Raw genomic sequence first — 21,692 nt, forward strand, 5'->3', positions numbered from 1 at the left:
CGCCCTGACGGATGCGGGCGGCTATAGCGGGGCTCGCGCCTTTCGTCAGCCCCCGGCGACGCCGGTCCTGCGCGGCGGCTCGGTCTCAATATCCTGGCTGGCCTTGTCCAGCGCACGATCGAGCGCACGGGTGAGGCCGGTGATGGTGAACGGTTTTCGCAGGACGACATGCTCGTCGAGCACGGCGCCGTCGGCGCTGTCGCCCGCATAGCCGGTGACGAAGATGATCCCGACCCCCGACAGGGTGCCGCGCAGGTCGGCGACCATCTCCGGCCCGGTCTGGCCGGGCATCAGCACGTCGGTGATCAGGCAGTCGATATGCGGCATCGATCCCAGGACGTCGCGGGCGTGCAGGGGCTGGTCGCACGCCACCGGGCGATGGCCGAGTTCGCGCAGAATGCTGACCGTGGCGGCAAGCACGCGCGGATCGTCTTCCACCACCATTACGTCCAGGGCGCGACCCGGTGTCGTCGTTTCGCCGTCGTCCGGGTCCCGCCCGATCTCGCTCGCCGCTTCGCCCTCGTGGCGGGGCAGGAACATCGTCACGGTCGTGCCGGCGCCGGGCGTCGAATCGATGGTGATTTCCCCGGACGACTGGCGGACGAAGCCGAAGATCTGGCTCAGGCCGAGGCCGGTGCCCTTGCCCACCGGTTTCGTGGTGAAAAAGGGCTCGAACGCGCGTTCCACGACGTCGGCGGGCATGCCGCAGCCGGTATCGCACACGGCGATGGTGACATAGTCGCCGGCCGAGCACTGCCCGATCTCGCCGGCGGTCAACGATCGGCCGCCGGTCTCGATGGTGAGCGTGCCCTTGCCCTCCATCGCATCGCGTGCGTTGACGGCCAGGTTGAGGATGGCGTTTTCCAGCAGGTGCCGGTCGGCCCAGGTACACCAGCCCAGTTCGGCGTCGCGCGTCCGCACCGAAATCGTGTCGCCGATGGTCCGGTCGAGCAGATCGGACATGCTGGCGATCAGATCGGCGGAATCGATCGATTCGGGCATCAGCGCCTCGGCGCGGGCGAAGGCGAGAAGCCGGCGGGTGAGAGCGGCGGCGCGCCGGGCGCCATCCATCGCGTTGTCGATATGGCGGCGGGTGACCTGCGGATCGAGCTTCACATGCCGCCGAGCCAGTTCCAGGCCGCCGATCACGACGGCGAGCATATTGTTGAAATCGTGCGCGATACCACCGGTGAGCTGGCCGACGGCTTCCATCTTCTGGACCTGGCGCAGCTTTTCCTCCGCCGCCTGCCGCTCGGCCGCCTCTTCGCGCAGCTGGGCGGTGGCGCTGGCGACGGCGGCTTCCAGTTCTGCGGCGCGTTCGCGCTCGGTCGTCGCTTCGGCGTCGGCGGTGGCCCGCGCTCGTGTCGACTGCACGACCTTCCATGCGAGAAAGCCTGCTCCGACGACGATCAGAATGCCGAATGCGGCCAGCATCTTGGTGATCGAGGTCGACTGGGCGACGGTCGCGCTGGCCGCTTCGCTGTGCGCCTGCAACAGTTTGCGTTCGAGCGCCATCAATTCGTCCAGGCGCCGTTGGAGCCGGCGCAGCGCCGGGGTATCCCGCGCGGCGTTGTAAAAGGCGAAAGCCTCCCGATTGCGGTCCTGTTGCGTGTAGAAGGCGATGCGATCGAGTTCGTCGCCGCGCTGGTAATAGGCCTTACGAACCCGGTCGACCTGGGTGGAGACGACCGGGTCGCCATGGGTCACCTGATCCAGCCGGTGAAGTTGACCTGCCGCCTTCAGCCACCGATCGGAATAGACCTGTCCCATCTGGCGTTCGCCGGAAATGACGTACCGGCCCAGTGACGCCTCCGCACTCGCCATGGTTTCGGACAGCGAGCGGGCCAGGATCATGACTTCATAGCTGTGCGACTGCAGCGCCAGCGCCCGATCGCGTTCCCGGTCCGCGGTCCGGATCGACAATATCACGGCGGTGAGCACGGCCACGCCGAGCACGGCGATGACGACCATCGAAATGGTACGCCAGCGACGCCCCCAACCGCCGTCCTGGTCAACCTCCGCCGCTGCGATATCGGTCATGTCGGGTGCGATTCTACGGAGAAGGTATCGGCTTGCAAAGCGAATTGGCGTTTGAACCGATTATCCGGGAAGAACGCCGGTGGCCTCGCCGGCGGCGCGAAACATGGCGAGCACCGCGTCGATCTGCGCGTCGCTATGTTCGGCGCAAAGCGAGCAGCGCAGCAGATAGGTGCCCATCGGCGTGGCCGGCGGCCGCGCCATGTTGACGTAGAGGCCGCGGTCGAGAAGCGTCTGCCACATGGCGACGGCCTGTTCCTGATCCTCCAGCATGACCGCGACGATCGCGCTGTCCGGCGTTTCGGTGCCGAGGCGAAAGCCCATTTGGACGAGGCCGCCGTGCAGCCGGCGGGCATTCTTCCAGAGCTGCTCGCGTTTCCCGTGGGCGTGCATCAGCTTGCGGACCGAGGTTTCGGCCGTGGCGACGACGCTCGGCGGCAGGCTGGCGGTGAAGATATAGGGGCGGCAGGCCAGCCGGATCGCCTCGAACTTCGGATGATCCGATACGCAGAAGCCGCCCACCGTGCCGACCGACTTGGAAAAGGTGCCGACGACGAAATCGACCTGGCCTTCCAGCCCCTGCTCCTCATAGACACCGCGGCCGTTGGCGCCGAAAAAGCCCATGGAATGCGCTTCGTCGACCAGCACCATGGCGCCGTGCTTCTTCGATGCCGCGACCATTTCCTTCAGCGGCGCGATGTCGCCGACCATGGAATAGACGCCTTCGAGCACGACGAGCTTTCCGGCGTCGGCGGGCAGGCGGCCGAGCCGCTTGTCGAGATCCTCCACCGAATTGTGGCGAAATCGGACGATTTCCGCGACACCCTGCTTGCATCCGTCATAGATGGAGGCATGGCTGTCGGCGTCGAGAATGACATATTCGCCCTTGCCGGCGAGCGTCGAGATCATGCCGAGATTGGCCATATACCCGGTCGAGAAGACGATCGCGCCGGCCATGCCGTAGAAGTCGCGCAACGCCTGTTCGACGCCCATATGATCGCGGAACGTGCCGTTCAGCATGCGGCTGCCGTTGGTGCCCGATCCGAACTGGTCGAGCGCGTCCTTGCCGGCCCGGATCACGTCCGGGTCGAACGTCATGCCCATATAATTATAGGTGCCGAGCAGGATGGTGTCCTTGCCCCTGATCACCGCTTCGGTGGGCGATTTCACCGCGTCCATGACGATGGAGAATGGATCGGTAACGCCGGAATCGAGCAAGGCCTGGCGCTCCGCGATCAGGGCATCGAACTTGCTCATCAGGTCGCGATCGGGCGCGGCGGGAGCGGAGTCGGCAGGGCGGCGGTGATCGGCTTGCACGGCTTCGGTCATGGTCGATTGTCCTTTGCCGTTCGCCCTGAGCTTGTCGAAGGGCTGTTCTTCACCTTCGGCGCGGAGAGAAGAACGGTGCTTCGACAGGCTCGGCACGAACGCAGTGTCAGTGTCAGTCCCGTGTCTGCTTCAGCTTTTCGACCGCATCGACGAGCTGGCCCACGGTCTCGATTTCGGCCTGCATGTTCATGGTGATAAGGATGTCGAATTCGTCCTCGATCGCGGCGACGAAGTCCATCACCGTCAGGCTGTCCCATTCCAGGTCGTGCTGAAAGCTGGTCGCCTCCGTCAGCGTCACGCCCTTCTTGTTGAACGGTGCGATCAGCTCGGCGACTTTATCGAAGGTTGCTTGGCGGTCGCTCATGAACGTCTTTCTCTTTCGCGGATGTCAGGTGCGCCGATGCCACGCAATTGCGGCGCGATTTCGGCGTCTTTCCGCCCGGCCCTATAGCAGGCCTTGCGCACGATACCATGCCGCGGTTCGCGCCAGTCCTTCCGGCGTCGGCACTTCGGGTCGCCAAAGCGTTGGGTCGGGGCGCTTTTCCGGGTCGATGCACCAGTCGGGATGACAGAAATAGGATACCCGGTCCGACGTCAGTTTCGCCTTTTCGCCGCGCAGCAGCGCGTCGCCCCTGGACGCCAGCGACAATATGGCTCGGGGCAGGGGGAGGGGCAGCACGCGCCTGCCCACCGCATCGCCGACCGCGCGGGCGAAGTCGCCGTGCGTCCAGCCGCGCTCGGCGCCGTCATCGACTTCGAGGATCACCCGGCCGGGATCGTGCGTGGCAAGGGTCAGCAGCAACCGGGCGAGATCGCCCACCTCGATCAACGACATGCGGCCCGGCGGCGGCAACAGCGCGAGGCCGTAGCGGGCGAGGCGGAAGATGTCGCGCATCTCCATGTCGCCGGGGCCATAGATGGCGGGCGGGCGAACGATGGTCCAGGCGCGGTCCGAATCCGTTACGGCGCGTTCGGCGCCGGCCTTCGACCAGCCATAATCCGACAGTCCCGGCTCCCGCGCTGCCAGCGACGAGACATGGACGAAGCGCGCCACCTCTGCGCGCGCCGCGGCGTCGAGCATCGCCTGCGTTCCGGCCGCGTTGCCGCGCATGAAGCCGTCGCGGTCGCGTGCATTCACCACGCCGGCGACATGAATCAACGCATCGGCGCCGGTCGCCAGTTCCTCCAGCGCATCCGGTGTGGACAGAGAGCCCGGCACCCAGGTCACGCCCTCGCGCGCGTTCTGCGGTCGGCGGGTGAGGGCACGGATCCGGTGCCCCGCCGCCAGCGCCAGCCCGATCAGGCGGCCGCCGACGAACCCGGTGCCGCCGGTGAGCGCCAGTGTCGTCAAAGCACCGCCATGTGGCTGCGATGGACGAGCGCGGAACGGGGTGAATAGCCGAGGATCCGGGCGATGTCCTCGCTCCGCCTGCCGACGATGCGCTGCGCATCGACATAATCATATTCGGCCAGCCCGCGGGCGATCTTGTTGTGCTTCGAATCGACGATCGACACCAGATCGCCGCGCAGGAACTCGCCCTCGATGCGGATCGCACCGGCGGGCAGCAGGCTGTTGCCGTTCTGCAGTGCCTCGACCGCGCCCTGGTCGATGATGATCGTGCCTTCCTCGGTCAGCCCGCCGGCAAGCCAGGCCTTGCGCGCGCCGGCATTGCCGGAACCGACGAAGACCGAACCGTGCCCGCTCTCCTCGAATGCCTTAAGCGCGTGCATCTGCTTGCCCGATACGATGGCGAGATCGGCGCCCACGGTCGTTGCGATGCGTGCCGCCTCGATCTTCGACACCATGCCGCCCGATCCCATGCCGGAAGCCGAACGCGAGTCGGCCATGCCGGTGATGCTCTCGTCGATCTCCTCGATCACGGGGATCAGTTTGGCATCCGGATTATGGGTCGGATTCGAATCGTACAGGCCGTCGACATCGGACAGCAGGATCACGCCGTCGGCATTGGCGGCCTGCGCCACGCGGGCGGCGAGCCGGTCATTGTCGCCGAAGCGGATGCGCTCGGTCGCGACCGTGTCGTTTTCGTTCACCACGGGCACGACGCCCAGGCCGAGCAGACGGCCAAGCGTGGCGGATGCGTTCAGGTAGCGGCGCCGGTCCTCCATGTCGCCCAGCGTGACCAGCACCTGGGCCGCGGAAAGGCCGCGATCGTGCAGCAGTTCCGACCACATATGGGCAAGCGCGATCTGGCCGGTGGCGGCGGATGCCTGCGCGTCCTCAAGGCTGTTGCGACCGCCGCCGGGCAGGCCGAGCCGCCGTGCGCCGATGGCGATGGAGCCGGAACTGACGATCGCGACCTCCTGGCCGGCCTTGATGCGTTCATGCACATCGTCGATCAGGGTTTCGAGCCATTCGCGGTGCAGTTCGCCGTCGGGATCGACAAGCAGCGCCGAACCGACCTTCACGATCAGCCGCGGGCAGTTCTTGGGAGAAAAGCGGTCGGCTTCGTTCAAACCGTGCCTCCTGCGTTTCGAGGTTCAAAGTTCAGATCGGCGACCATTCTATCGGTTCCGCCGGGTCCTTGTCGTCGGGTTTCTGCGCGTCATCGTTCCTCATCGGCCCGAGTGCCTCGATCAGGCGGTCGAGCAACGCTTCCATCCCCGCGCCGGTGGCGCCGGAGGCGGGCAGAACCTCCGCACCGCTGGCATCCGCCAGTTCAGCGCGCAGGGCGTCGGTGAGTTCCGCGTCGAGCAGGTCGGTCTTGTTGAGTACGAGCACCTCGCGCTTGTCGGCGAGGCCGGCGCCGTAGGATTCGAGTTCGTCGCGCACGGTACGATAGGCCTGTGTAAGGTCTGGCGCGTGCGCATCGACCAGGTGCAGCAGCACCTTGCAGCGCTCGACATGGCCCAGGAACCGGTCGCCGATGCCGACACCATCGGCGGCGCCCTCGATCAGGCCTGGAATATCGGCAACGACGAACTCGCGTCCCTTGTGCTTCACCACGCCGAGCTGGGGCCGGGTGGTGGTGAAGGCATAATCGCCTACCTTCGCCCTGGCATTGGTTACGGCGTTGACGAAGGTGGACTTGCCGGCATTGGGCAGGCCGACGAGCCCGATATCGGCGAGCAGCTTGAGCCGCAGCCATATCCAGGCTTCCTCGCCGGGCCAGCCGGTGCCGTGCTGGCGCGGCGCACGATTGGTCGAACTCTTGTAGCTCATGTTGCCGCGACCGCCGTCGCCACCGCGCAGGAAGACCTCGCGCTGGCCGACGCGGGTGAAATCCATGAGGACATGCTCCTTGTCCTCGCTGATCACCTGGGTGCCGACGGGCACTTTGATGACCAGGTCCTCGCCGCCCGCCCCGGTGCGGTTCGCCCCGGCTCCGCCTTTGCCGCGCGGGGCGCGGAAATGCTGGGTGTAGCGAAAGTCTATCAGGGTATTGAGACCGGGCACCGCCTCGAACACGATATCGCCGCCCTTGCCGCCGTCACCGCCGTCGGGGCCGCCGAACTCGATATATTTCTCGCGCCGGAAACTCACCGCACCGGGGCCGCCCGCGCCGGAGCGGACATAGATCTTCGCCTGATCGAGGAAATGCATGGGGGCTTACTTAACGATATGTGCCGGTTTCGCCAGTGGTGGCGTTTCGGTGCCGTGCCCGACGCGAACCAGCCGTCATCCCGACGGAAGTCGGAATCCGTTCAACGCCACGCGTGAGATTCCAGCCGAGCGCGAATGGATGCCGGATCACGTTCGGCATGACGATAGCGGGGGCATCGGCCACCATCGTTCAGTCGGCATGCTCACCGGCGCGCGACGCCAGCAGCGCCTGGCACGCAAGGTCCCGCGCCTTTTCGCGTGGCAGGCCCAGGGCGCGGGCCATCGGCCCGCCCAGCAGCGCATCTCCCAGCGCCATCAGGACGAGTTGCAGCGTCTCCTCGTGGATCGACATGCTCGCTTCCGAATGCCCTTCCGCCAGATCGTCGACGAGCTTGTGGATCGCCTCCAGAATGGGGTCAAGCGCATCCTGGTTGCCGGACAGGATCATCCAGCTCGCGAGCGCGCCGGCGCCCTCGCTGTCGAACGCGTCGAAGGTGAGGTCCACCACCTCGCGCGGATTCTGGTCGCCGGCACGGGCCTTCATCGCCGCGGCACCGATGATCGCGGTGATCGTTTCTGCCATGCTTGCGATCAGCGCTTTCTGCAACCCGGCGGCCGAGCCGAAATGATGGAGCAGATTGGCGTGGGTCCGCCCGATACGTGCGGCTACCGCCTTCAGTGTAACTGCTTGCGGTCCGTCCTCGATCAGGATGGCGCGAGCAGCTTCCAGCGCGGCGATGCGCGCTTCCTGCGGTGAGAGGCGTTTGCGAACGGTAGCGGGCATGAGGGAGCGGATCTGGCCTGATCGGGAAAACCCGCTTGTGGCGGAAAACGCGCCTGAACGCAAAGGCCGCCGCTGTGCCGGCGGGGAAGGGCGGCGGCCCGATTCGGAATCGAATCAGGCCGCCAGCAACCTGCTGCTCGTCGCCACTGCGCTGTCGGCCGCGTTACGGCGAGACGCCAGGGGCAGCACATATTCGGTGCAGTCGACCCAGGCACCGCGTCCGCGCGAATACCGGCGGGCCGATCCCGAGGACGCGAAGCCCAGCTTGCGCAGCACGGCGCCCGACGCCGGATTGTCGACATGATGCCCTGCGGTAAGTTCGGCAACGCCCAGCATGCGGGCGACCGCGATCGCCGCGTGCCCCGCCTCGGTGGCATAGCCGCGTCCCCATGCGCGGGGTGTGATCCAGTAGCCGAGTTCGTTCGGGCGATTTTCGTACGGGCCGAAGCCGATGCCGCCCACGATCGGGCAGGCGCCATCCTCGTGCGAGCAGATGAGGAAGGAGGCGCCGTGCCGTTCGGCCTGCTGCGCCTCGATAAACGCCCGAGCATCGCCCAGCGCATAGGGCCAGGGCGCACGGCCAAGGTTGTGCACGACTTTCCGGTGGGCGATGGCGACGGCGAGTTCATCGGCGTCTTCGGCCCAGCCTGGCCGCAGGGTCAGACGCGGGGTACGCATGAACATGGGTACTCTCCTCGTATTTCTGCGCGTTCATGCCCGTGTTCAATGACAGGATGACGACGCAACAGGGAGGGAGCACGAAAAAAAGGGAGCCGGGGCGACCCGTCTCCCTTCTTGGTTGGTTCCGCTCTCGGAACCCGGGTCACCCTGGTGGGCAACCCGGTCGGTTGCCCGTTATTCGGCGGCGTCCGCCATAATATCCACCGACGCGAATTTGCGGCCGAGCTTGCCTTCCTTGAAGGACACACGACCATCGGTAAGCGCGAACAGGGTATGGTCCTTGCCCATGCCGACATTCGTGCCGGGATAGAATTTGGTGCCGCGCTGACGCACGATGATGTTGCCGGCGACGACGGCTTCGCCCCCGAACTTCTTCACGCCAAGGCGACGGCCTGCGGAATCGCGACCGTTACGCGACGAGCCGCCTGCTTTCTTATGTGCCATTGTCTAACTCCTCGAAATCTCGGGTGCGGCTCAGGCCTTGTCCGCCTCGGGCGCTGCCTCTTTCGGCGCGGCCTTCTTCGCGGCAGGCTTCGGCGCGGCCTTCTTGGCCTTTTCCTCACCGATTGCGGTGATCTTCAGGATCGTGTGCTGCTGGCGGTGGCCGGCCTTGCGACGATAATTGTGCCGACGGCGCTTCTTGAAGATGACGACCTTCTCGCCCTTCGCCTGCGCCACGATCTCGGCCGCGACGCTCAGTCCGTCGACCGCCTTCAGGTCGCTGCCGTCGCCGGCGAGCAACACATCATCGAGCTTGACCGTTGTGCCGGCCTCGCCGCCGATCTTCTCGACGACGATCTTGTCTCCTGCGGCAACGCGATACTGCTTGCCGCCCGTGCGCACGACTGCGAACATGGCCCTCTTCACTTCCAAATACATGTGTCCGCGCCGAATGCACCGTCGCGGAAAGAAGGCGCCGACTATGCCGAGAGCGCCAGATTGTCAACCGACGCCGCGCGAAAAAGCTCGGACGCCGCCGCGTCTAATGACGATGTTCGCGTCGCAGGCGGTAATGCCCGTCGGAATAGGCATCGAACAGGCCGGTGATGGCGGGGTGATCGACCGGCTCGTCGCTATGGTCGGCCACCAGGTTCTGTTGGCTGACATAGGCGACATAGTCGCTTTCCATATTCTCCGCGAGGATATGGTAGAAGGGCTGGTCCTTCCGGGGGCGGGCATCCTTGGGAATGGAATCGTACCATTCCTCGCTATTCGCGAAGACGGGGTCGACATCGAAGATCACGCCGCGGAAATCGAACATGCGGTGCCGCACTACGTCCCCGACATTGAATCGGGCATGGGAAACAGGCGGCACCGAGGTGCCGATCCCGGCGAACACATCTGATTTGCGGGCAACGGTCATGACACCAATCTAATGTCTTTGCGGCAACGCACAAGCTGCACCTTGTAAGGTGCGAATCTTTCCGTTAATGCCGCGCGCTCACCGACCAGCGCCGCTGCATCCGATACCGGATCAGCCGGTGCGAAGCCCCCCGCGGAGAGGTGCCGGAGTGGTCGAACGGGGCGGTCTCGAAAACCGTTGAGCCCGCAAGGGTTCCGAGGGTTCGAATCCCTCCCTCTCCGCCACTACCCCGTTTCTGGCGATTCGCATCAGTCCCGCGGACTTGGCTAAGCCCCGAAATCCAATGTCCGTCGCATCAACGCTACCGTGATTGTTCAAAGGCCTCCGGCTGCAAGGAGGCGTGTTCGAGGCATCGGCCCGAAGTTGCGGTGTCGCGGTTGGCAATGCGAAACCGCGCACCGCTTGGGCGCGGGAAAAGCCCATCTGCTGACGCGCTTGGCCCGACAGGACAGCGGGCCGGCCGCCATGGACAAGCCTTGGTACGATCATGCTAAGCTGCCGGACATGACCAATACGCCGACGTTTTGCCGCCGCCTCGCGCTTCTCCTCATCACACTTACAGCCATCGCGATGCCTGCGATGGCGCAGGACGGGCGGCTCGCTGCGGCGCGCACCGAGGCCGCGCCGACCGGTGAACTGACCATCGCAACGCGAGAGGCGCCGCCATTTGCCATGAAGGGATCGGATGGCGCCTGGGGCGGGCTGGCGATCAACCTGTGGCGCCAGATCGCGCAGGATACCGGCATCCGCTATCATTTCGAACAGACCGACCTGGACGGCATGGTGCAGGGCGTGGCGGACGGACGATACGATGCCAGTGTCGGTGCGCTGACGGTGACGCCAGGGCGCGAGCAAGTGGTCGATTTCACCCACCCCTATTACACCACCGGCTTCGGCATCGTGACTGGCGAGACGCCGTCCAGTTGGCTCCTGCTGGTGCGCAATTTCTTCACCTGGAGTTTCCTGTCGGCGGTTCTGCTGCTGGCGGGTGTGTTGCTGGTCGTCGGTTTTCTGTTCTGGCTGGCGGAACGCCGCCACAATCGCGACGAGTTCGGCGGCAAGCCGCTCGACGGGATCGGGTCCGGCTTCTGGTTCTCGGCGGTGACGATGACGACCGTGGGATATGGCGACAAGGCGCCGCGCACGCTTGCCGGCCGCATCATCGCGCTCGTGTGGATGTTCGCCGCGATCATCATCATTTCGACCTTCACCGGCCTGATCGCCTCCTCGCTGACCGAGGGGCGCCTCTCGGGCAAGATTACCGGCCCCGACGATCTGGCCGGGGTCGCGGTCGGGACGGTGCCGGGATCGGCGGCCGAGGAATGGCTGAACGACCGCGGCGTCGGGTTCCGGCCGTTCAACGGGATCGACGAAGGCCTGAAGGCCGTGCGGTCGGGTAATATCAGCGCGTTCGTGTATGACCGTCCGCTGCTCGTATCGAAACTGAAACAGGGCGATACCGCCAATGACCTGAGGCTTGTACCGGCGACGTTCGGCCGCCAGGATTATGCCTTCGCGCTTCCACAGCACAGCGCGATCCGGGAAAAGCTGAACCGCGCACTGCTCGCGCGGATCGAAAGCAGGGCCTGGGCCAGCAACGTGCGTCAGGTGCTGGGACGCGAGTGACCCGGCCCGTTTGGAAGGGTTCGCCTCCGACGCCGCTAACCGGAACCGGCGCAAGCGAACAGAGCCGATCCGCGCCGTGAACGCGTCCGCCGACTCCCGCGTCCCCTACAGCCGTGCGTAGTTGGCGATCACGTCGCGGACGATATCGCGGCGGGTCCAGGTCGTGACATTGTGGCTGGCGCTCTCTCCGCTCAGCGAGGCTGCCAGATATTTGCCGCCGGTCGCGATCTCGCCGTCGCCGTCCTTCAATTGCACGCGGTATTCGAACTGCGAATCGTCTTCGCGCGAGATGCGCAGCACCACCTCGTGCGCGTTGGTGGTGAAATCGGCGCTGGCGCCGCGGTTGCGCACACGGTCCGCGACCATCGCGAGCGCCGGGCGCGCCACGTCGTGCAACCTGCGCGCGGCATCGTTGGCGTCCGGCGTGACGAACAGGGCGTCGATCGCCTCCTCCAGGTCGTGATTGTCGGTAATATTGTGCGCGTGCGCGATCAGCGTCGGTTCGGAGGACAGCGCCTTATAGAGGCCGTAGCAAATGAAGAGCATCACCACGGTGAAGGGAAGCGCAGAGACGATCGTCGCCGTCTGCAACGCATCCAATCCTCCGACCAGCAGAAGCACCGCCGCCACCGCGCCGGCGGTGAACGCCCAGAAGATGCGCTGCCATACCGGTGGATTTTCCGCGCCGCCGGATGTCAGCATGTCGATCACGAGCGCACCCGAGTCGGCCGAGGTGACGAAGAACGTCACGACCAGGAGCGTCGCGATGCCGGTGGTGATATAGGAAAGCGGCAGGTTCGCCAGCATGGAGAACAGGGCGACCGGCATGTCGTTCTTCACGAGCTGCGCAATGGGCGCGATGTGGTTCACTTCCTGCCAGAGCGCCGTGTTGCCGAAGACCGTCATCCACAAGAAGGTGAAGGCAACAGGCACCAGCAACACGCCGGAGATGAACTCGCGGATCGTACGGCCGCGCGACACGCGGGCGATGAACATGCCGACAAACGGTGACCAGGCGATCCACCAGCCCCAATAGAACAGCGTCCAGTCGCCCAGCCACGCATTGGGTTCATACGCGTACATGCGGAAAGTGCGCGGAATGACATTGCCGAGATAGGTGCCGACATTCTGCACGAAGGCCTGCAGCAGGAACACGGTCGGCCCCGTCGCCAGCACGAACACGAGCAGCAGCACCGCCAATCCGATATTGATCTCCGACAGCCGCTTGATGCCCTTGTCTAGCCCGAGCACGGCCGATGCGGTGGCGCAGAGCGTAATGGCGATGATCAACAACACCTGGAACCAGGCTGCGACCGGCGCACCGAACAGCCAGGCGAGCCCGGCATCGACCTGAAGCACGCCGATGCCGAGCGATGCAGCGAGGCCGAACATGGTGCTGATCACCGCAAAGATGTCGACCGTATGGCCGATCGGACCGTGCACCTTTTCGCCGATCAGCGGATAGAGCGCCGAGCGGATGGTGAGCGGCAGTCCGCGGCGGAACGCGAAATAGGCGAGCGACATGGCGATCACCGCATAGATCGCCCAGGCATGCAGCCCCCAGTGGAAGAAGGTCAGCATCAGCGCCTCGCGCTCCGCATTGACCGTACTGCCGCTGCCGACCGGCGGGTTCACGTAATGCGAGATGGGCTCGGCAACGCCGTAGAACATGATGCCGATGCCCATGCCGGCGCTGAACAGCATCGCGAACCAGGATCCGTAGCTGTAATCAGGTTCCGAACCGTCCGGGCCAAGCCGGATATTGCCGAAGCGGGTGAATGCGAGAAAGACGACGAACACCAGAAAGACGGCCACCGCCGAGATGTAGAACCAGCCGAAATACGCCACCGCAAACGCCTGCGCGGCCGTGAATGCGTCACCTGCGGCGTCGGCGAATGCAACGCTGAACACGAGGATCGCCGCGATCAAACCCGCGGAAATATAAAGAACGGGGGGATTGGCTTCGATACGGAAGCGCCTTGCAGGCGCCTGGCGATCGCTCATTGCTGTTCCTTCCAGTCGTTCGCGAAGGCGAGAGATGCTCCGTGACGGATCTATGGGGGCCGCTGCCTGCTGCTGCGCAATCGTACCGCATCCTGTGTGGCACGGTCCGGCGATTGCACCTGGTGACGCTGGCCCCCGTCGCAACCGGCTAACGAACGGCGCGCGGGGATGCAAGGCGGCCGCCCCGTATCGGAACATCGCAGGCTGGCGCGCGATCGCGATTGTCATGCAACTGTCACATTCGCTAAGGGCGGCGCTCATGGTCGCGAAGAGGAGGGCCGGATTCGCCAGATTGCAGCCTTGCCGTATCGCACCGAAGGTGTGGCGATCGATGCGCCGGTGCGCATCCTGCTGATTACGTCGCGCGAAACTCGCCGCTGGGTGATTCCGAAGGGCAACATACCCGGCGGCCTGTCGCCGCATGCGGCCGCGGCCGAGGAAGCGGAAGAGGAAGCCGGCGTTTGCGGATCGGTTTGCCCGACGCCGCTGGGATCGTACCAGTACCGCAAGCGACGCGGCAACGGCGCGTCGCTGATGGTCCATGTCGATGTCTTTCCGCTGGCGGTCAGCCGGGAGCTCGACCGCTGGAAGGAAAGCCATGAGCGTGAACGGCGGTGGTTCACGCTGGCCGATGCGGCGGAAGCCGTGGAAGAAGAGGATCTCCGCGACCTGATTCGTTCGTTCGCGGCCTCGGAGTTCAAGGCGATCACGCAGCGGGCGGGAATGTTCGCCACGATGGGTCGCAAATCCAGGATGGGTGACATGTTCGCTTGGTTTCAACGGCTGCTGCCGAACAAGGGTAATTTCTTCGAGCTTTTCGAGGCGCATGCCGTGACGATCGTCGCGGGCGCCGACGCGCTGTCGCGGGTGCTGCAGAACGGATCGGATTCCCGCGATCATATCCGCGAGGTCATCGAACGCGAACACGACGCCGACGACATCATCCGGGAAATCCTGAAGGAGGTGCGCCAGACCTTTTTGACGCCGTTCGATCGCAGCGCCATCATCTCTCTCATCGGCGCCATGGACGATGCCATCGACGAGATGCAGGCCACGGTGGGCGCCATCGATCTGTACGAGGTGGGCAGTTTCGAGCCGGAAATGCGCGATATGGCGGCGATCATCGTCGACAGTGCGCGGCTGGTGGCCGAGGCCATGCCGCTGCTGCGCGACGTGGCCCGCAACGGCAAACGCCTGCACGAACTGACCGAGCGGGTCGTGCGGATGGAAGGCCATGCCGACGACATCTACGGCGCCGGCGTCAAGAAGGCGTTCAAGGAGGACGGGCCGAAGGACCCGCTGCGGTTCAGCGTGAAACGCGAAATCTACAAGCATCTGGAGCGCATCGTCGATGCGCTGGAGGATGTCGCCAACGAGATCGACGGCATCGTCATCGATCACGCCTGAGTTCGAGCGCTTCCCATGCATTCCCTCGCCCTGCCGCTGCTGATCGGCCTGATCGCCACGGCGCTCGCCTTCGATTTCCTGAACGGCTTGCACGACGCTGCGAACTCGATCGCCACCGTCGTCGCCACCCGCCTGTTGGGGCCGGTGCAGGCCGTGGCATTCGCCGCCGCGTTCAATTTCGCGGCCTATTTCCTGACGCTCGCCTTTCCCGAACTGCACAAGGTGGCGCAGACGATCGGGGAAGGGCTGATCGACAGGGATCTGGTGACGCCGGCGGTCGTGTTCGGCGCGCTTGCCGGCGCGATGTTCTGGAACATCGTCACCTGGGTGAAGGGCATTCCGTCATCGAGCAGCCATGCGCTGATCGGCGGCCTGGTCGGCGCAGGCGTCGCGCATGCGGGTATTTCCGGCATCGAATGGGCGGGCCTGAACAAGACGCTGATCGCCATCGTGCTGTCGCCGACGCTCGGCATGATCCTGACGATGATCGTCATGCTGGTGACGAGCTGGGCGCTGCGGAACGCCACCGCGCGCGGCGCAGAGCGGGGCTTCCGGTTCCTCCATCTGCTGTCGTCGGCCGCCTATTCGCTCAGCCACGGGCTGAACGACGCGCAGAAGACGATGGGCATCATCACCGTGCTCCTATATTCGACCGGTTATCTTTCCGGGGAGTTCGCGATCCCGCATTGGGTGGCCATCAGTTGCTATATCGCGATCGCACTCGGCACGCTTTCGGGCGGCTGGAAGATCATCGAGACGATGGGTTCGCGCATTACCAAGCTGTCGCACCATCAGGGATTCAGCGCGTCGGCGGGCGGCTCGGTGATCCTGTTCACGGCGTCCCTGCTCGGCATTCCGGTATCGACCACGCACACCATCACCGGCTGCGTCATCGGTGCGGGCTCGGCGCGCCGTGCTTCGGCGGTGCGCTGGGGCGTGGCGCAGAATGTCGTCATCGCCTGGGTGGTCACCATCCCCGCCTCGGCGGTGGTGGGAGCGCTTTTCTATCTGGCCACCCGGCTGTTCTGAAGCAGCCGCGAGGCGCAGCAGGAAGCACGGTCCCTGACGGATTTCGGATCGCGCCTTCCGCATTGCGCAGCACTGCTTTACTCCGGCCCCATGCGTCCCGATATCCTCAACCCGCTCTTTGCCGAGACGACCGCGCTCAAGGGCGTCGGGCCGGCGCTTGCCAAGCCGCTGGAGCGGCTGGGGCTGGCGCGGGCGGTCGATATCGCCTTTCACCTGCCGACCGGCTGGATCGACCGCTTTCCGCGTGAAGAACTCGACATGGCAGATGCGGGCCGCGTCATCGCGATCACGCTGACGGCGGTCGAATACAAGCTCGGCGGAACGCGCCGCTCTCCGATCCGCGTGCATGCCACCGATGCGGCGGGCAATCACGTCTCCCTCGTCTATTTCGGCGGTAATTCGGGCTGGGTGAAGAAGCTGCTGCCGCTGGGCGAGAAGCGGCGCGTATCGGGCAAGCTGGAGATGTACGGGCAGGAATTGCAGATCGTGCATCCCGATTATGTCGTGCCGCCCGAGGAAGCCGAAGACCATCGCGAGCGCGAAGCGATTTATCCGCTATCGGAGGGTATCACCTCGAAGCGTATCGCCGCGCTCGCCGAACAGGCGATCGCCCGTGCGCCCGAACTGCCCGAATGGATCGAACCGAGCGTCAAGGCGCGGCACGGCTGGCCGGACTGGCGTGATGCGCTGAAACGCATTCACGCCGATCCGGCGGATGCGAAGGCGCGCGAGCGGCTTGCCTATGACGAGATTTTCGCCAACCAGCTCGCGCTGCTGCTCGTGCGTGGCGAGGCGCGCAGCAAACGCGGGCGACCGCTGGCGGGCGACGGGCGCCTGCGCGACCGGCTCGACCTGCCTTATGCGCCGACAGGCGCGCAGGCGCGGACGATCGCCGAGATCGAGGGCGACCTGGCGCAACAGCGCCCGATGCTGCGCCTGCTGCAGGGTGATGTCGGGTCGGGCAAGACGCTGGTCGCGGCGATGGCGCTGCTGATGGCGGCGGAGGCCGGGGCGCAGGGCGCGCTGCTCGCGCCGACCGAAATCCTCGCGCGGCAGCATTACGAAACGCTCAGCAGGATGTTGGCGGGGGTCGGCGTCAACCTCGCCATCCTTACCGGGCGCGACAAGGGGCGCGCGCGCGAGGGCGTGCTGATGGGCCTCGCCGACGGGTCGATCGACATATTGATCGGCACGCACGCGATCTTTCAGGAAGGCGTCACCTACAAGAGTCTAGGGCTGGCCGTGGTCGACGAGCAGCACCGCTTCGGCGTCGCGCAACGGATGATGTTGCAGGCGAAAGCGGAACGCCCGCCGCACCTGCTGGTGATGACCGCGACGCCGATCCCGCGCACGCTGACGCTCGCCCAATATGGCGAGATGGACGTCAGCCGCCTCGACGAGATGCCCCCGGGGCGACAGCCGGTCGAAACGCGCGTCGTTTCGGAAGAGCGGATGGATGCAGTGGTCGACGGGCTCGCGCGGCACCTGTCGAACGGGGGGCAAGCCTATTGGGTGTGCCCGCTGGTCGAGGAAAGCGCCAAGAGCGACCTCGCCGCCGCCGAGGACCGCGCCGCCGTGCTCGCCAAGCGGTTCGGCGACCGCGTCGGACTGGTTCACGGCCGCATGAAAGGGCCTGCCAAGGACGCGGTGATGGAGCGCTTCGCGAGTGGCAAGCTGGGCGTGCTGGTCGCAACGACGGTGATCGAGGTCGGCGTCGACGTGCCCAATGCGACATTGATCGTAATCGAACATGCCGACCGGTTCGGGCTGGCGCAGCTCCACCAGTTGCGCGGGCGCGTCGGGCGCGGGTCGGGCAAGTCGATCTGCCTGCTGTTGCGCGGCAATGCGCTCAGCGAGACGTCGCGTGCGCGGCTGGCATTGATGCGCGAGACCAACGACGGCTTCCGCATCGCGGAGGAGGACCTGCGGCTGCGCGGCGCGGGCGAACTGCTCGGCACGCGGCAGTCGGGGGAGATGGAATTCCGGCTGGCGACGCCCGACAGCCTCGGTGCGTTGCTGCCCGCCGCGAACAGCGATGCGCGCCTGCTTGTCGAGCGCGACGGCGGGCTGGAGGGGGAACGCGGTCAAGCGGCGCGGATCGCGCTCTATCTGTTCGAGCGCGACGCGGCGGTGGGATTGCTGCGTTCAGGATAACGGGCGTTAGCCCTTCGGTCGATTTTGCGCGCACCTGCGGGATTTCCTGTGCGACATCGCCGCTTATTCCTGATCGGGTTCGCTGAAGCACCACATCGAATCCTGCCGGGCGAGCGCCACCAGCCCCAGACCGTGCCGCCGTGCATGGTCGAGCGCCATGGTCGTCGGCGCGGAAATGCCGACGAGCCAGGGCATTCGGGCGACCAGCGCCTTGTCGGCCATTTCGAAGCTGATGCGCGACGTGACGATGGCGAAGCCCCCCGGGCGCTCTTTCTTGCCTTCCAGCGTGCCGATCAGCTTGTCGAGCGCATTATGGCGTCCGACATCCTCACGAACGTCGAGGATGCGGCCGTCCTCCGCGCACCAAGCAGCGGCGTGGGTCGCGCCGGTCTGCTGCCCCAGCGGCTGATGATCGCGCAACCTCGCGAGCGCCAGGCGGACGGCTTCGCGTGGAAAAGGCATCGGGACGGGGCGGGGCGGTAACGACCGCTGCAGCGATTCCAGGCTCGCAATGCCGCACAGGCCGCAGCCGGTGTCGCTGCTGCGATGCCGAACGCGATCACCGATCCGTGTTGCCGCTTCACGGCCGACGGTGATGCGCAGGATCGTGCCTGCCGGTACGTCTGCAATGTCCGTATCGAGAATTTCGTTGGCGTCGGTCACAATCCGCTCCGTCATCGAGAACCCCAGCGCGAAGTCGTTCAGATCGCGCGGCGTCATCATCATGACGGCGTAGCCGATGCCGTTATATTCGACCGCGACCGGGGCCTCGGTGGCGATCGCCCGGGGCGTCGGCAGCGCTTGTCCGTCGCCGATGCACAGGCCGGTTTCGGTTCTCATATCGCTCACAGCGCAGCGAGATCCTCGGGAGTGTCCACATCGCGGATGGGCGTCGGCACGGAGATCGGAATTGCGCCCACCGTTCTGGCGAATGCGCGGATCGATCGATGCTCCGCTGTTCTGAGCCATGATGCAAGGGTGGGAGCCAGGGTGGCCGGCCAGCGCCCGAAGGCCGGATGTTCCTCACACCAGCACGCAGCGGGCCTGAGCGCCTCGAACAGTTCGTGTGGGGGGCAGGGGACATCGCAGGGTGCCGTGAGGACGGACTCCATCCCGTTCTCGCTCGCATGTGCCAGAGCCCCGGCTATGCCGCCGAGCGGACCCAGCCCCGATGCCGGTCGATCCGGTACGCAGCGCAGGTCGTGGCGGTCGCGTCCGACGATCACGACCCGGTCGCAATGTGGCCGAAGAGCATCGGCTGCGTGTTCGATCAGCGATTTTCCACGCCACCGCGCGAGAGCCTTGTCCGCGCCGAAGCGCCGCGCCTGCCCGCCGGCCAGCAAGGCGCCGAGCGTTCGCCTCATTGCTCCGGGCGCACGCGTACCGGCACCGACTTGCCCGCAGGCACATGGCTTTCCAGCGCATGATGTTCGAGTGGGATCAGCACGTTCAGTTCGGGATAATATCCGCCGATGCTTCCTTCGGGAATATTGTACGACACGACCTGCAGTCCGCCGACCGACCTCGCGACCTGATCGTCGGCATCGCTTTCCAGTGTCACCTTGTCGCCGGCCCGCAATTGCAGCCGATCCATATCCGCCTTGTTCATCATCACCACGTCGCGCGTGCCGTGAATGCCGCGGAATCGATCGTGATAGCCGTAGATGGTCGTGTTGAACTGGTCGTTCGATCGCAGGGTGACGAGCGCGAATCGGCCTTCCCTGTCTTCGAACCCGCGGGCATTGAGCGCGCGCGGAACATTGAATTCGGCCTTGCCGCTTTGCGTATTCCATTCCCGATGGGCGGCAGGATTGCCTTTCCAGAATCCGCCGGGTTCGAACATGCGTTCGTTGAAGTTCGAGAATTTGTCGGGATAGGTGTTCTCGATGGCGTCGCGGACCAGCCCGTAATCGCCGACCCACGCGTCCCACGGCACGTTGGGATTGTCCTTCAGGGTCGCCTTGGCGATCCCGGCGACGATGGCGGGTTCGGACAGCAGGTACGGGCTTGCGGGTTCCGCCTTGCCGACCGAGCCATAAATATGGCTGAACGAATCCTCCATCGTTACCACCTGCGCACCGCTTTCCTGCATGTCGCGCTCCAGGCGGCCCAGGCACGGCAGCAGCCAGGCGTCGGCACCCGGCGACAGGTGCGACTTGTTGAGCTTGGTCGCGATGTGAACCTGGATCGGGAGGTTCGACCATCCTTCGACCATCTTTTTATGCTCGGGCGTGGCGCGCAGGAAGTTGCCGCCGAGCTGGATGAATCCCTCGCACGTCCCGTCGATGACGTGACGGCAGCTTTCGACGGTATCCCATCCCCTCCAGTCGGGCGGATCGAAGTCGTAGAGTTGTTTCAGACGGTCGTTGGGCGCCAGTTCCGGTTTTTCGGTGATGCCGACGGTGCGCTGGCCCTGGACGTTGGAATGGCCGCGGACCGGACCCGGCCCGGCGCCCGGCCTGCCGATATGGCCCCGCATCAGCAGCAGGTTCACGAGCATGTACAGGCTGTCCATGCCGTAGCGGTGCTGGGTGATGCCCATGCCATAGACGGCGATCAGCGCCTTGGACTTCAGGTAGACGCGCGCGGCGTCTTCGATCGCTTCGCGGGTCAGGCCGCTTTCGCGCGTCAGATCGTCCCAATCGGCGTTGCGGGCGAAATCCGCCACCTCGTCGAAACGGACCGTGTGCTGCCGGATGAAATGGTGGTCGAGCACCGCTTCCTTGCCCTCGGCCCGTGCGCGGTCGTCGGCCTCCACCGCGATCTTGATGATGCCGAGGATGGCGGCGATGTCGCCGCCGGGACGGACCTGATGGTATTGGGTGGATATCTGGGTCGATCCGCCGACGGTCATCTGCACCGGATTCTGCGGATCGGCGAAGCGCTCCCAGCCGCGTTCCCGCAACGGGTTAAAGGTGACGATCTCGACCCCGCGCTTGCGCGCCGCCTTCAGCGTGTGGAGCATGCGCGGGCTGTTGCTGCCGACATTCTGGCCCCAGCAGAAGATGGCGTCGCAATGCTCGTAATCGTCCATCTGGATCGTGGCGACGGGCGAGCCGGTGGCGTTCTTCAGCCCGACCGACGTGGTCTCGTGGCACATGTTGGAGCTGTCGGGCAGGTTGTGCGAGCCGTAGAGCCGGGCCATCAGCGAATACATGTAGGAGGCCTCGAGGCTGGCGCGGCCCGAGGCGTAGAACACGACCTTCTTCGGATCGACCGCCTTCAGCCGCTTGCCGATCGCGTCGAATGCCTCGGCCCAGCTCACCGCCACATATTTGTCCGTGGCCGCGTCGTATTTCATCGGATGGGTGAGGCGGCCGGCCTGTTCCAGGTCGTGATCGCGCCATTCGCGCAGTTCGCTTACGCTATGCTGCTGAAAGAAATCGGGCGTGTTGCGCAGACTGGTCAATTCCCAGGCAGTCGCCTTCGCCCCGTTTTCGCAGAATTCCGCGATATGGGGCCTGGCCGGCTTGCCCCAGGCGCAGCTTACGCACATCGCGCCTTCGGGCTTGTTCTGCCGCCGCAGCGTATCGAGCGCGTCCGGGCCGATCCGTTCTTCGGGCAGGACACGGGCCAAGCTCTTCATGGACCCCCAGCCGCCGGCTGCGCCCTTGTAATCCTTTACCGTCAACCGATCGTCGCGCTTCGCCATTTCAATCTCCCCTTCGTCATGCGGCTTCAACCCGAGGACGGCGGAAACGTTGCATGGCCGCGAC

19 protein-coding genes and 1 tRNA gene are annotated in these 21,692 nt (G+C 65.4%); 5 read left to right on the forward strand and 15 right to left on the reverse strand.

Going from position 1 to position 21,692, the window contains the following annotated elements; translation table 11 throughout:
* Positions 1-45: 45 nt before the first annotated feature.
* The 11 genes from RPR59_RS06690 to hspQ all read right to left on the reverse strand — a co-directional run bounded on the left by RPR59_RS06690 (position 46) and on the right by hspQ (position 9,756).
* Positions 46-2,040, reverse strand: coding sequence for an ATP-binding protein (locus tag RPR59_RS06690; protein ID WP_313917952.1), 1,995 nt, complete (start codon positions 2,038-2,040; stop codon positions 46-48).
* 60 nt (positions 2,041-2,100) lie between these two features.
* Complete coding sequence (gene spt / locus RPR59_RS06695; RefSeq protein WP_432280299.1) at positions 2,101-3,366, reverse strand: serine palmitoyltransferase; 1,266 nt, start codon at positions 3,364-3,366, stop codon at positions 2,101-2,103.
* A gap of 112 nt (positions 3,367-3,478) precedes the next feature.
* Positions 3,479-3,730: an acyl carrier protein gene (locus RPR59_RS06700; RefSeq protein WP_313917954.1), complete on the reverse strand. Its 252-nt coding sequence runs from the start codon at positions 3,728-3,730 to the stop codon at positions 3,479-3,481.
* 81 nt (positions 3,731-3,811) lie between these two features.
* Positions 3,812-4,717 carry an NAD-dependent epimerase/dehydratase family protein gene (locus RPR59_RS06705; protein WP_313917956.1) on the reverse strand — a complete coding sequence of 302 codons (906 nt, stop codon included), beginning with the start codon at positions 4,715-4,717 and terminating at the stop codon, positions 3,812-3,814.
* A complete protein-coding gene (gene proB / locus RPR59_RS06710; RefSeq protein ID WP_313917959.1) occupies positions 4,714-5,841 on the reverse strand; it encodes a glutamate 5-kinase in 1,128 nt (375 codons plus the stop codon). The genes RPR59_RS06705 and proB overlap by 4 nt, the downstream gene beginning before the upstream one ends.
* A 31-nt stretch (positions 5,842-5,872) precedes the next feature.
* Entirely contained in the window at positions 5,873-6,928 is a 1,056-nt protein-coding gene (obgE, locus tag RPR59_RS06715; protein WP_313917961.1) for a GTPase ObgE, read from the reverse strand.
* Between the two features lie 190 nt (positions 6,929-7,118).
* Positions 7,119-7,712: a TetR family transcriptional regulator gene (locus RPR59_RS06720; protein WP_313917963.1), complete on the reverse strand. Its 594-nt coding sequence runs from the start codon at positions 7,710-7,712 to the stop codon at positions 7,119-7,121.
* Between the two features lie 114 nt (positions 7,713-7,826).
* Positions 7,827-8,396 (reverse strand): GNAT family N-acetyltransferase, encoded by a 570-nt coding sequence (locus RPR59_RS06725; protein ID WP_313917965.1) that lies wholly within the window; start codon positions 8,394-8,396, stop codon positions 7,827-7,829.
* A gap of 171 nt (positions 8,397-8,567) precedes the next feature.
* Positions 8,568-8,837 carry a 50S ribosomal protein L27 gene (gene rpmA, locus RPR59_RS06730; protein ID WP_284052473.1) on the reverse strand — a complete coding sequence of 90 codons (270 nt, stop codon included), beginning with the start codon at positions 8,835-8,837 and terminating at the stop codon, positions 8,568-8,570.
* Positions 8,838-8,867: 30 nt separating this feature from the next.
* The gene (gene rplU, locus RPR59_RS06735) at positions 8,868-9,248 is read right to left on the reverse strand and encodes a 50S ribosomal protein L21 (RefSeq protein ID WP_313917969.1); all 381 of its coding nucleotides are present in this window, start codon (positions 9,246-9,248) and stop codon (positions 8,868-8,870) included.
* A gap of 127 nt (positions 9,249-9,375) precedes the next feature.
* Positions 9,376-9,756, reverse strand: a complete 381-nt coding sequence (gene hspQ / locus RPR59_RS06740; RefSeq protein WP_313917971.1) for a heat shock protein HspQ — start codon at positions 9,754-9,756, stop codon at positions 9,376-9,378.
* A gap of 134 nt (positions 9,757-9,890) precedes the next feature.
* On the opposite strand from hspQ, the gene RPR59_RS06745 reads away from it, so the two are divergent.
* Together RPR59_RS06745 and RPR59_RS06750 are read left to right on the forward strand one after the other, a co-directional pair.
* Positions 9,891-9,980 (forward strand) — tRNA-Ser (locus tag RPR59_RS06745).
* 280 nt (positions 9,981-10,260) lie between these two features.
* Complete coding sequence (locus RPR59_RS06750) at positions 10,261-11,382, forward strand: transporter substrate-binding domain-containing protein (protein WP_313917974.1); 1,122 nt, start codon at positions 10,261-10,263, stop codon at positions 11,380-11,382.
* 105 nt (positions 11,383-11,487) lie between these two features.
* Here RPR59_RS06750 and RPR59_RS06755 read toward each other — a convergent pair whose 3' ends face one another.
* Positions 11,488-13,647, reverse strand: coding sequence for a BCCT family transporter (locus RPR59_RS06755; protein WP_313917976.1), 2,160 nt, complete (start codon positions 13,645-13,647; stop codon positions 11,488-11,490).
* Positions 13,648-13,686: 39 nt separating this feature from the next.
* Between RPR59_RS06755 and RPR59_RS06760 the strand changes: the two genes are divergently transcribed.
* The 3 genes from RPR59_RS06760 (at position 13,687) to recG (ending at position 17,976) form a co-directional block, all read left to right on the forward strand.
* Complete coding sequence (locus RPR59_RS06760; protein WP_313917978.1) at positions 13,687-14,793, forward strand: DUF47 family protein; 1,107 nt, start codon at positions 13,687-13,689, stop codon at positions 14,791-14,793.
* A gap of 15 nt (positions 14,794-14,808) precedes the next feature.
* Complete coding sequence (locus tag RPR59_RS06765; RefSeq protein ID WP_313917980.1) at positions 14,809-15,822, forward strand: inorganic phosphate transporter; 1,014 nt, start codon at positions 14,809-14,811, stop codon at positions 15,820-15,822.
* Positions 15,823-15,912: 90 nt separating this feature from the next.
* Positions 15,913-17,976, forward strand: coding sequence for an ATP-dependent DNA helicase RecG (gene recG, locus RPR59_RS06770; RefSeq protein ID WP_313917982.1), 2,064 nt, complete (start codon positions 15,913-15,915; stop codon positions 17,974-17,976).
* 63 nt (positions 17,977-18,039) lie between these two features.
* Here the strand turns inward: recG and fdhD are convergent, their stop codons facing one another.
* The 3 genes from fdhD to RPR59_RS06785 are packed head-to-tail and all read right to left on the reverse strand — an operon-like array spanning position 18,040 to position 21,628.
* Positions 18,040-18,816 carry a formate dehydrogenase accessory sulfurtransferase FdhD gene (gene fdhD, locus RPR59_RS06775; RefSeq protein WP_313918397.1) on the reverse strand — a complete coding sequence of 259 codons (777 nt, stop codon included), beginning with the start codon at positions 18,814-18,816 and terminating at the stop codon, positions 18,040-18,042.
* A gap of 5 nt (positions 18,817-18,821) precedes the next feature.
* The gene (gene mobA, locus RPR59_RS06780) at positions 18,822-19,340 is read right to left on the reverse strand and encodes a molybdenum cofactor guanylyltransferase (protein ID WP_313917984.1); all 519 of its coding nucleotides are present in this window, start codon (positions 19,338-19,340) and stop codon (positions 18,822-18,824) included.
* Positions 19,337-21,628, reverse strand: coding sequence for an FdhF/YdeP family oxidoreductase (locus tag RPR59_RS06785; RefSeq protein ID WP_313917986.1), 2,292 nt, complete (start codon positions 21,626-21,628; stop codon positions 19,337-19,339). Before RPR59_RS06785 ends, mobA begins: the two co-directional genes overlap by 4 nt.
* Positions 21,629-21,692: the final 64 nt, after the last annotated feature.

Source organism: Stakelama saccharophila, assembly GCF_032229225.1.
Taxonomy (GTDB): domain Bacteria; phylum Pseudomonadota; class Alphaproteobacteria; order Sphingomonadales; family Sphingomonadaceae; genus Sphingomonas; species Sphingomonas saccharophila.

Excerpts from the sequence above, each read along its gene's own strand:
- RPR59_RS06690 (WP_313917952.1), bottom strand. The coding sequence starts at position 2,040 with ATGACCGATATCGCAGCGGCGGAGGTTGACCAGGACGGCGGTTGGGGG.
- spt (WP_432280299.1), bottom strand. The coding sequence starts at position 3,366 with ATGACCGAAGCCGTGCAAGCCGATCACCGCCGCCCTGCCGACTCCGCT.
- RPR59_RS06700 (WP_313917954.1), bottom strand. The coding sequence starts at position 3,730 with ATGAGCGACCGCCAAGCAACCTTCGATAAAGTCGCCGAGCTGATCGCA.
- obgE (WP_313917961.1), bottom strand. The coding sequence starts at position 6,928 with ATGCATTTCCTCGATCAGGCGAAGATCTATGTCCGCTCCGGCGCGGGC.
- RPR59_RS06720 (WP_313917963.1), bottom strand. The coding sequence starts at position 7,712 with ATGCCCGCTACCGTTCGCAAACGCCTCTCACCGCAGGAAGCGCGCATC.
- RPR59_RS06725 (WP_313917965.1), bottom strand. The coding sequence starts at position 8,396 with ATGTTCATGCGTACCCCGCGTCTGACCCTGCGGCCAGGCTGGGCCGAA.
- rpmA (WP_284052473.1), bottom strand. The coding sequence starts at position 8,837 with ATGGCACATAAGAAAGCAGGCGGCTCGTCGCGTAACGGTCGCGATTCC.
- rplU (WP_313917969.1), bottom strand. The coding sequence starts at position 9,248 with ATGTTCGCAGTCGTGCGCACGGGCGGCAAGCAGTATCGCGTTGCCGCA.
- hspQ (WP_313917971.1), bottom strand. The coding sequence starts at position 9,756 with ATGACCGTTGCCCGCAAATCAGATGTGTTCGCCGGGATCGGCACCTCG.
- RPR59_RS06750 (WP_313917974.1), top strand. The coding sequence starts at position 10,261 with ATGACCAATACGCCGACGTTTTGCCGCCGCCTCGCGCTTCTCCTCATC.
- RPR59_RS06755 (WP_313917976.1), bottom strand. The coding sequence starts at position 13,647 with ATGAGCGCCGCCCTTAGCGAATGTGACAGTTGCATGACAATCGCGATC.
- RPR59_RS06765 (WP_313917980.1), top strand. The coding sequence starts at position 14,809 with ATGCATTCCCTCGCCCTGCCGCTGCTGATCGGCCTGATCGCCACGGCG.
- recG (WP_313917982.1), top strand. The coding sequence starts at position 15,913 with ATGCGTCCCGATATCCTCAACCCGCTCTTTGCCGAGACGACCGCGCTC.
- fdhD (WP_313918397.1), bottom strand. The coding sequence starts at position 18,816 with ATGAGAACCGAAACCGGCCTGTGCATCGGCGACGGACAAGCGCTGCCG.
- mobA (WP_313917984.1), bottom strand. The coding sequence starts at position 19,340 with ATGAGGCGAACGCTCGGCGCCTTGCTGGCCGGCGGGCAGGCGCGGCGC.
- RPR59_RS06785 (WP_313917986.1), bottom strand. The coding sequence starts at position 21,628 with ATGGCGAAGCGCGACGATCGGTTGACGGTAAAGGATTACAAGGGCGCA.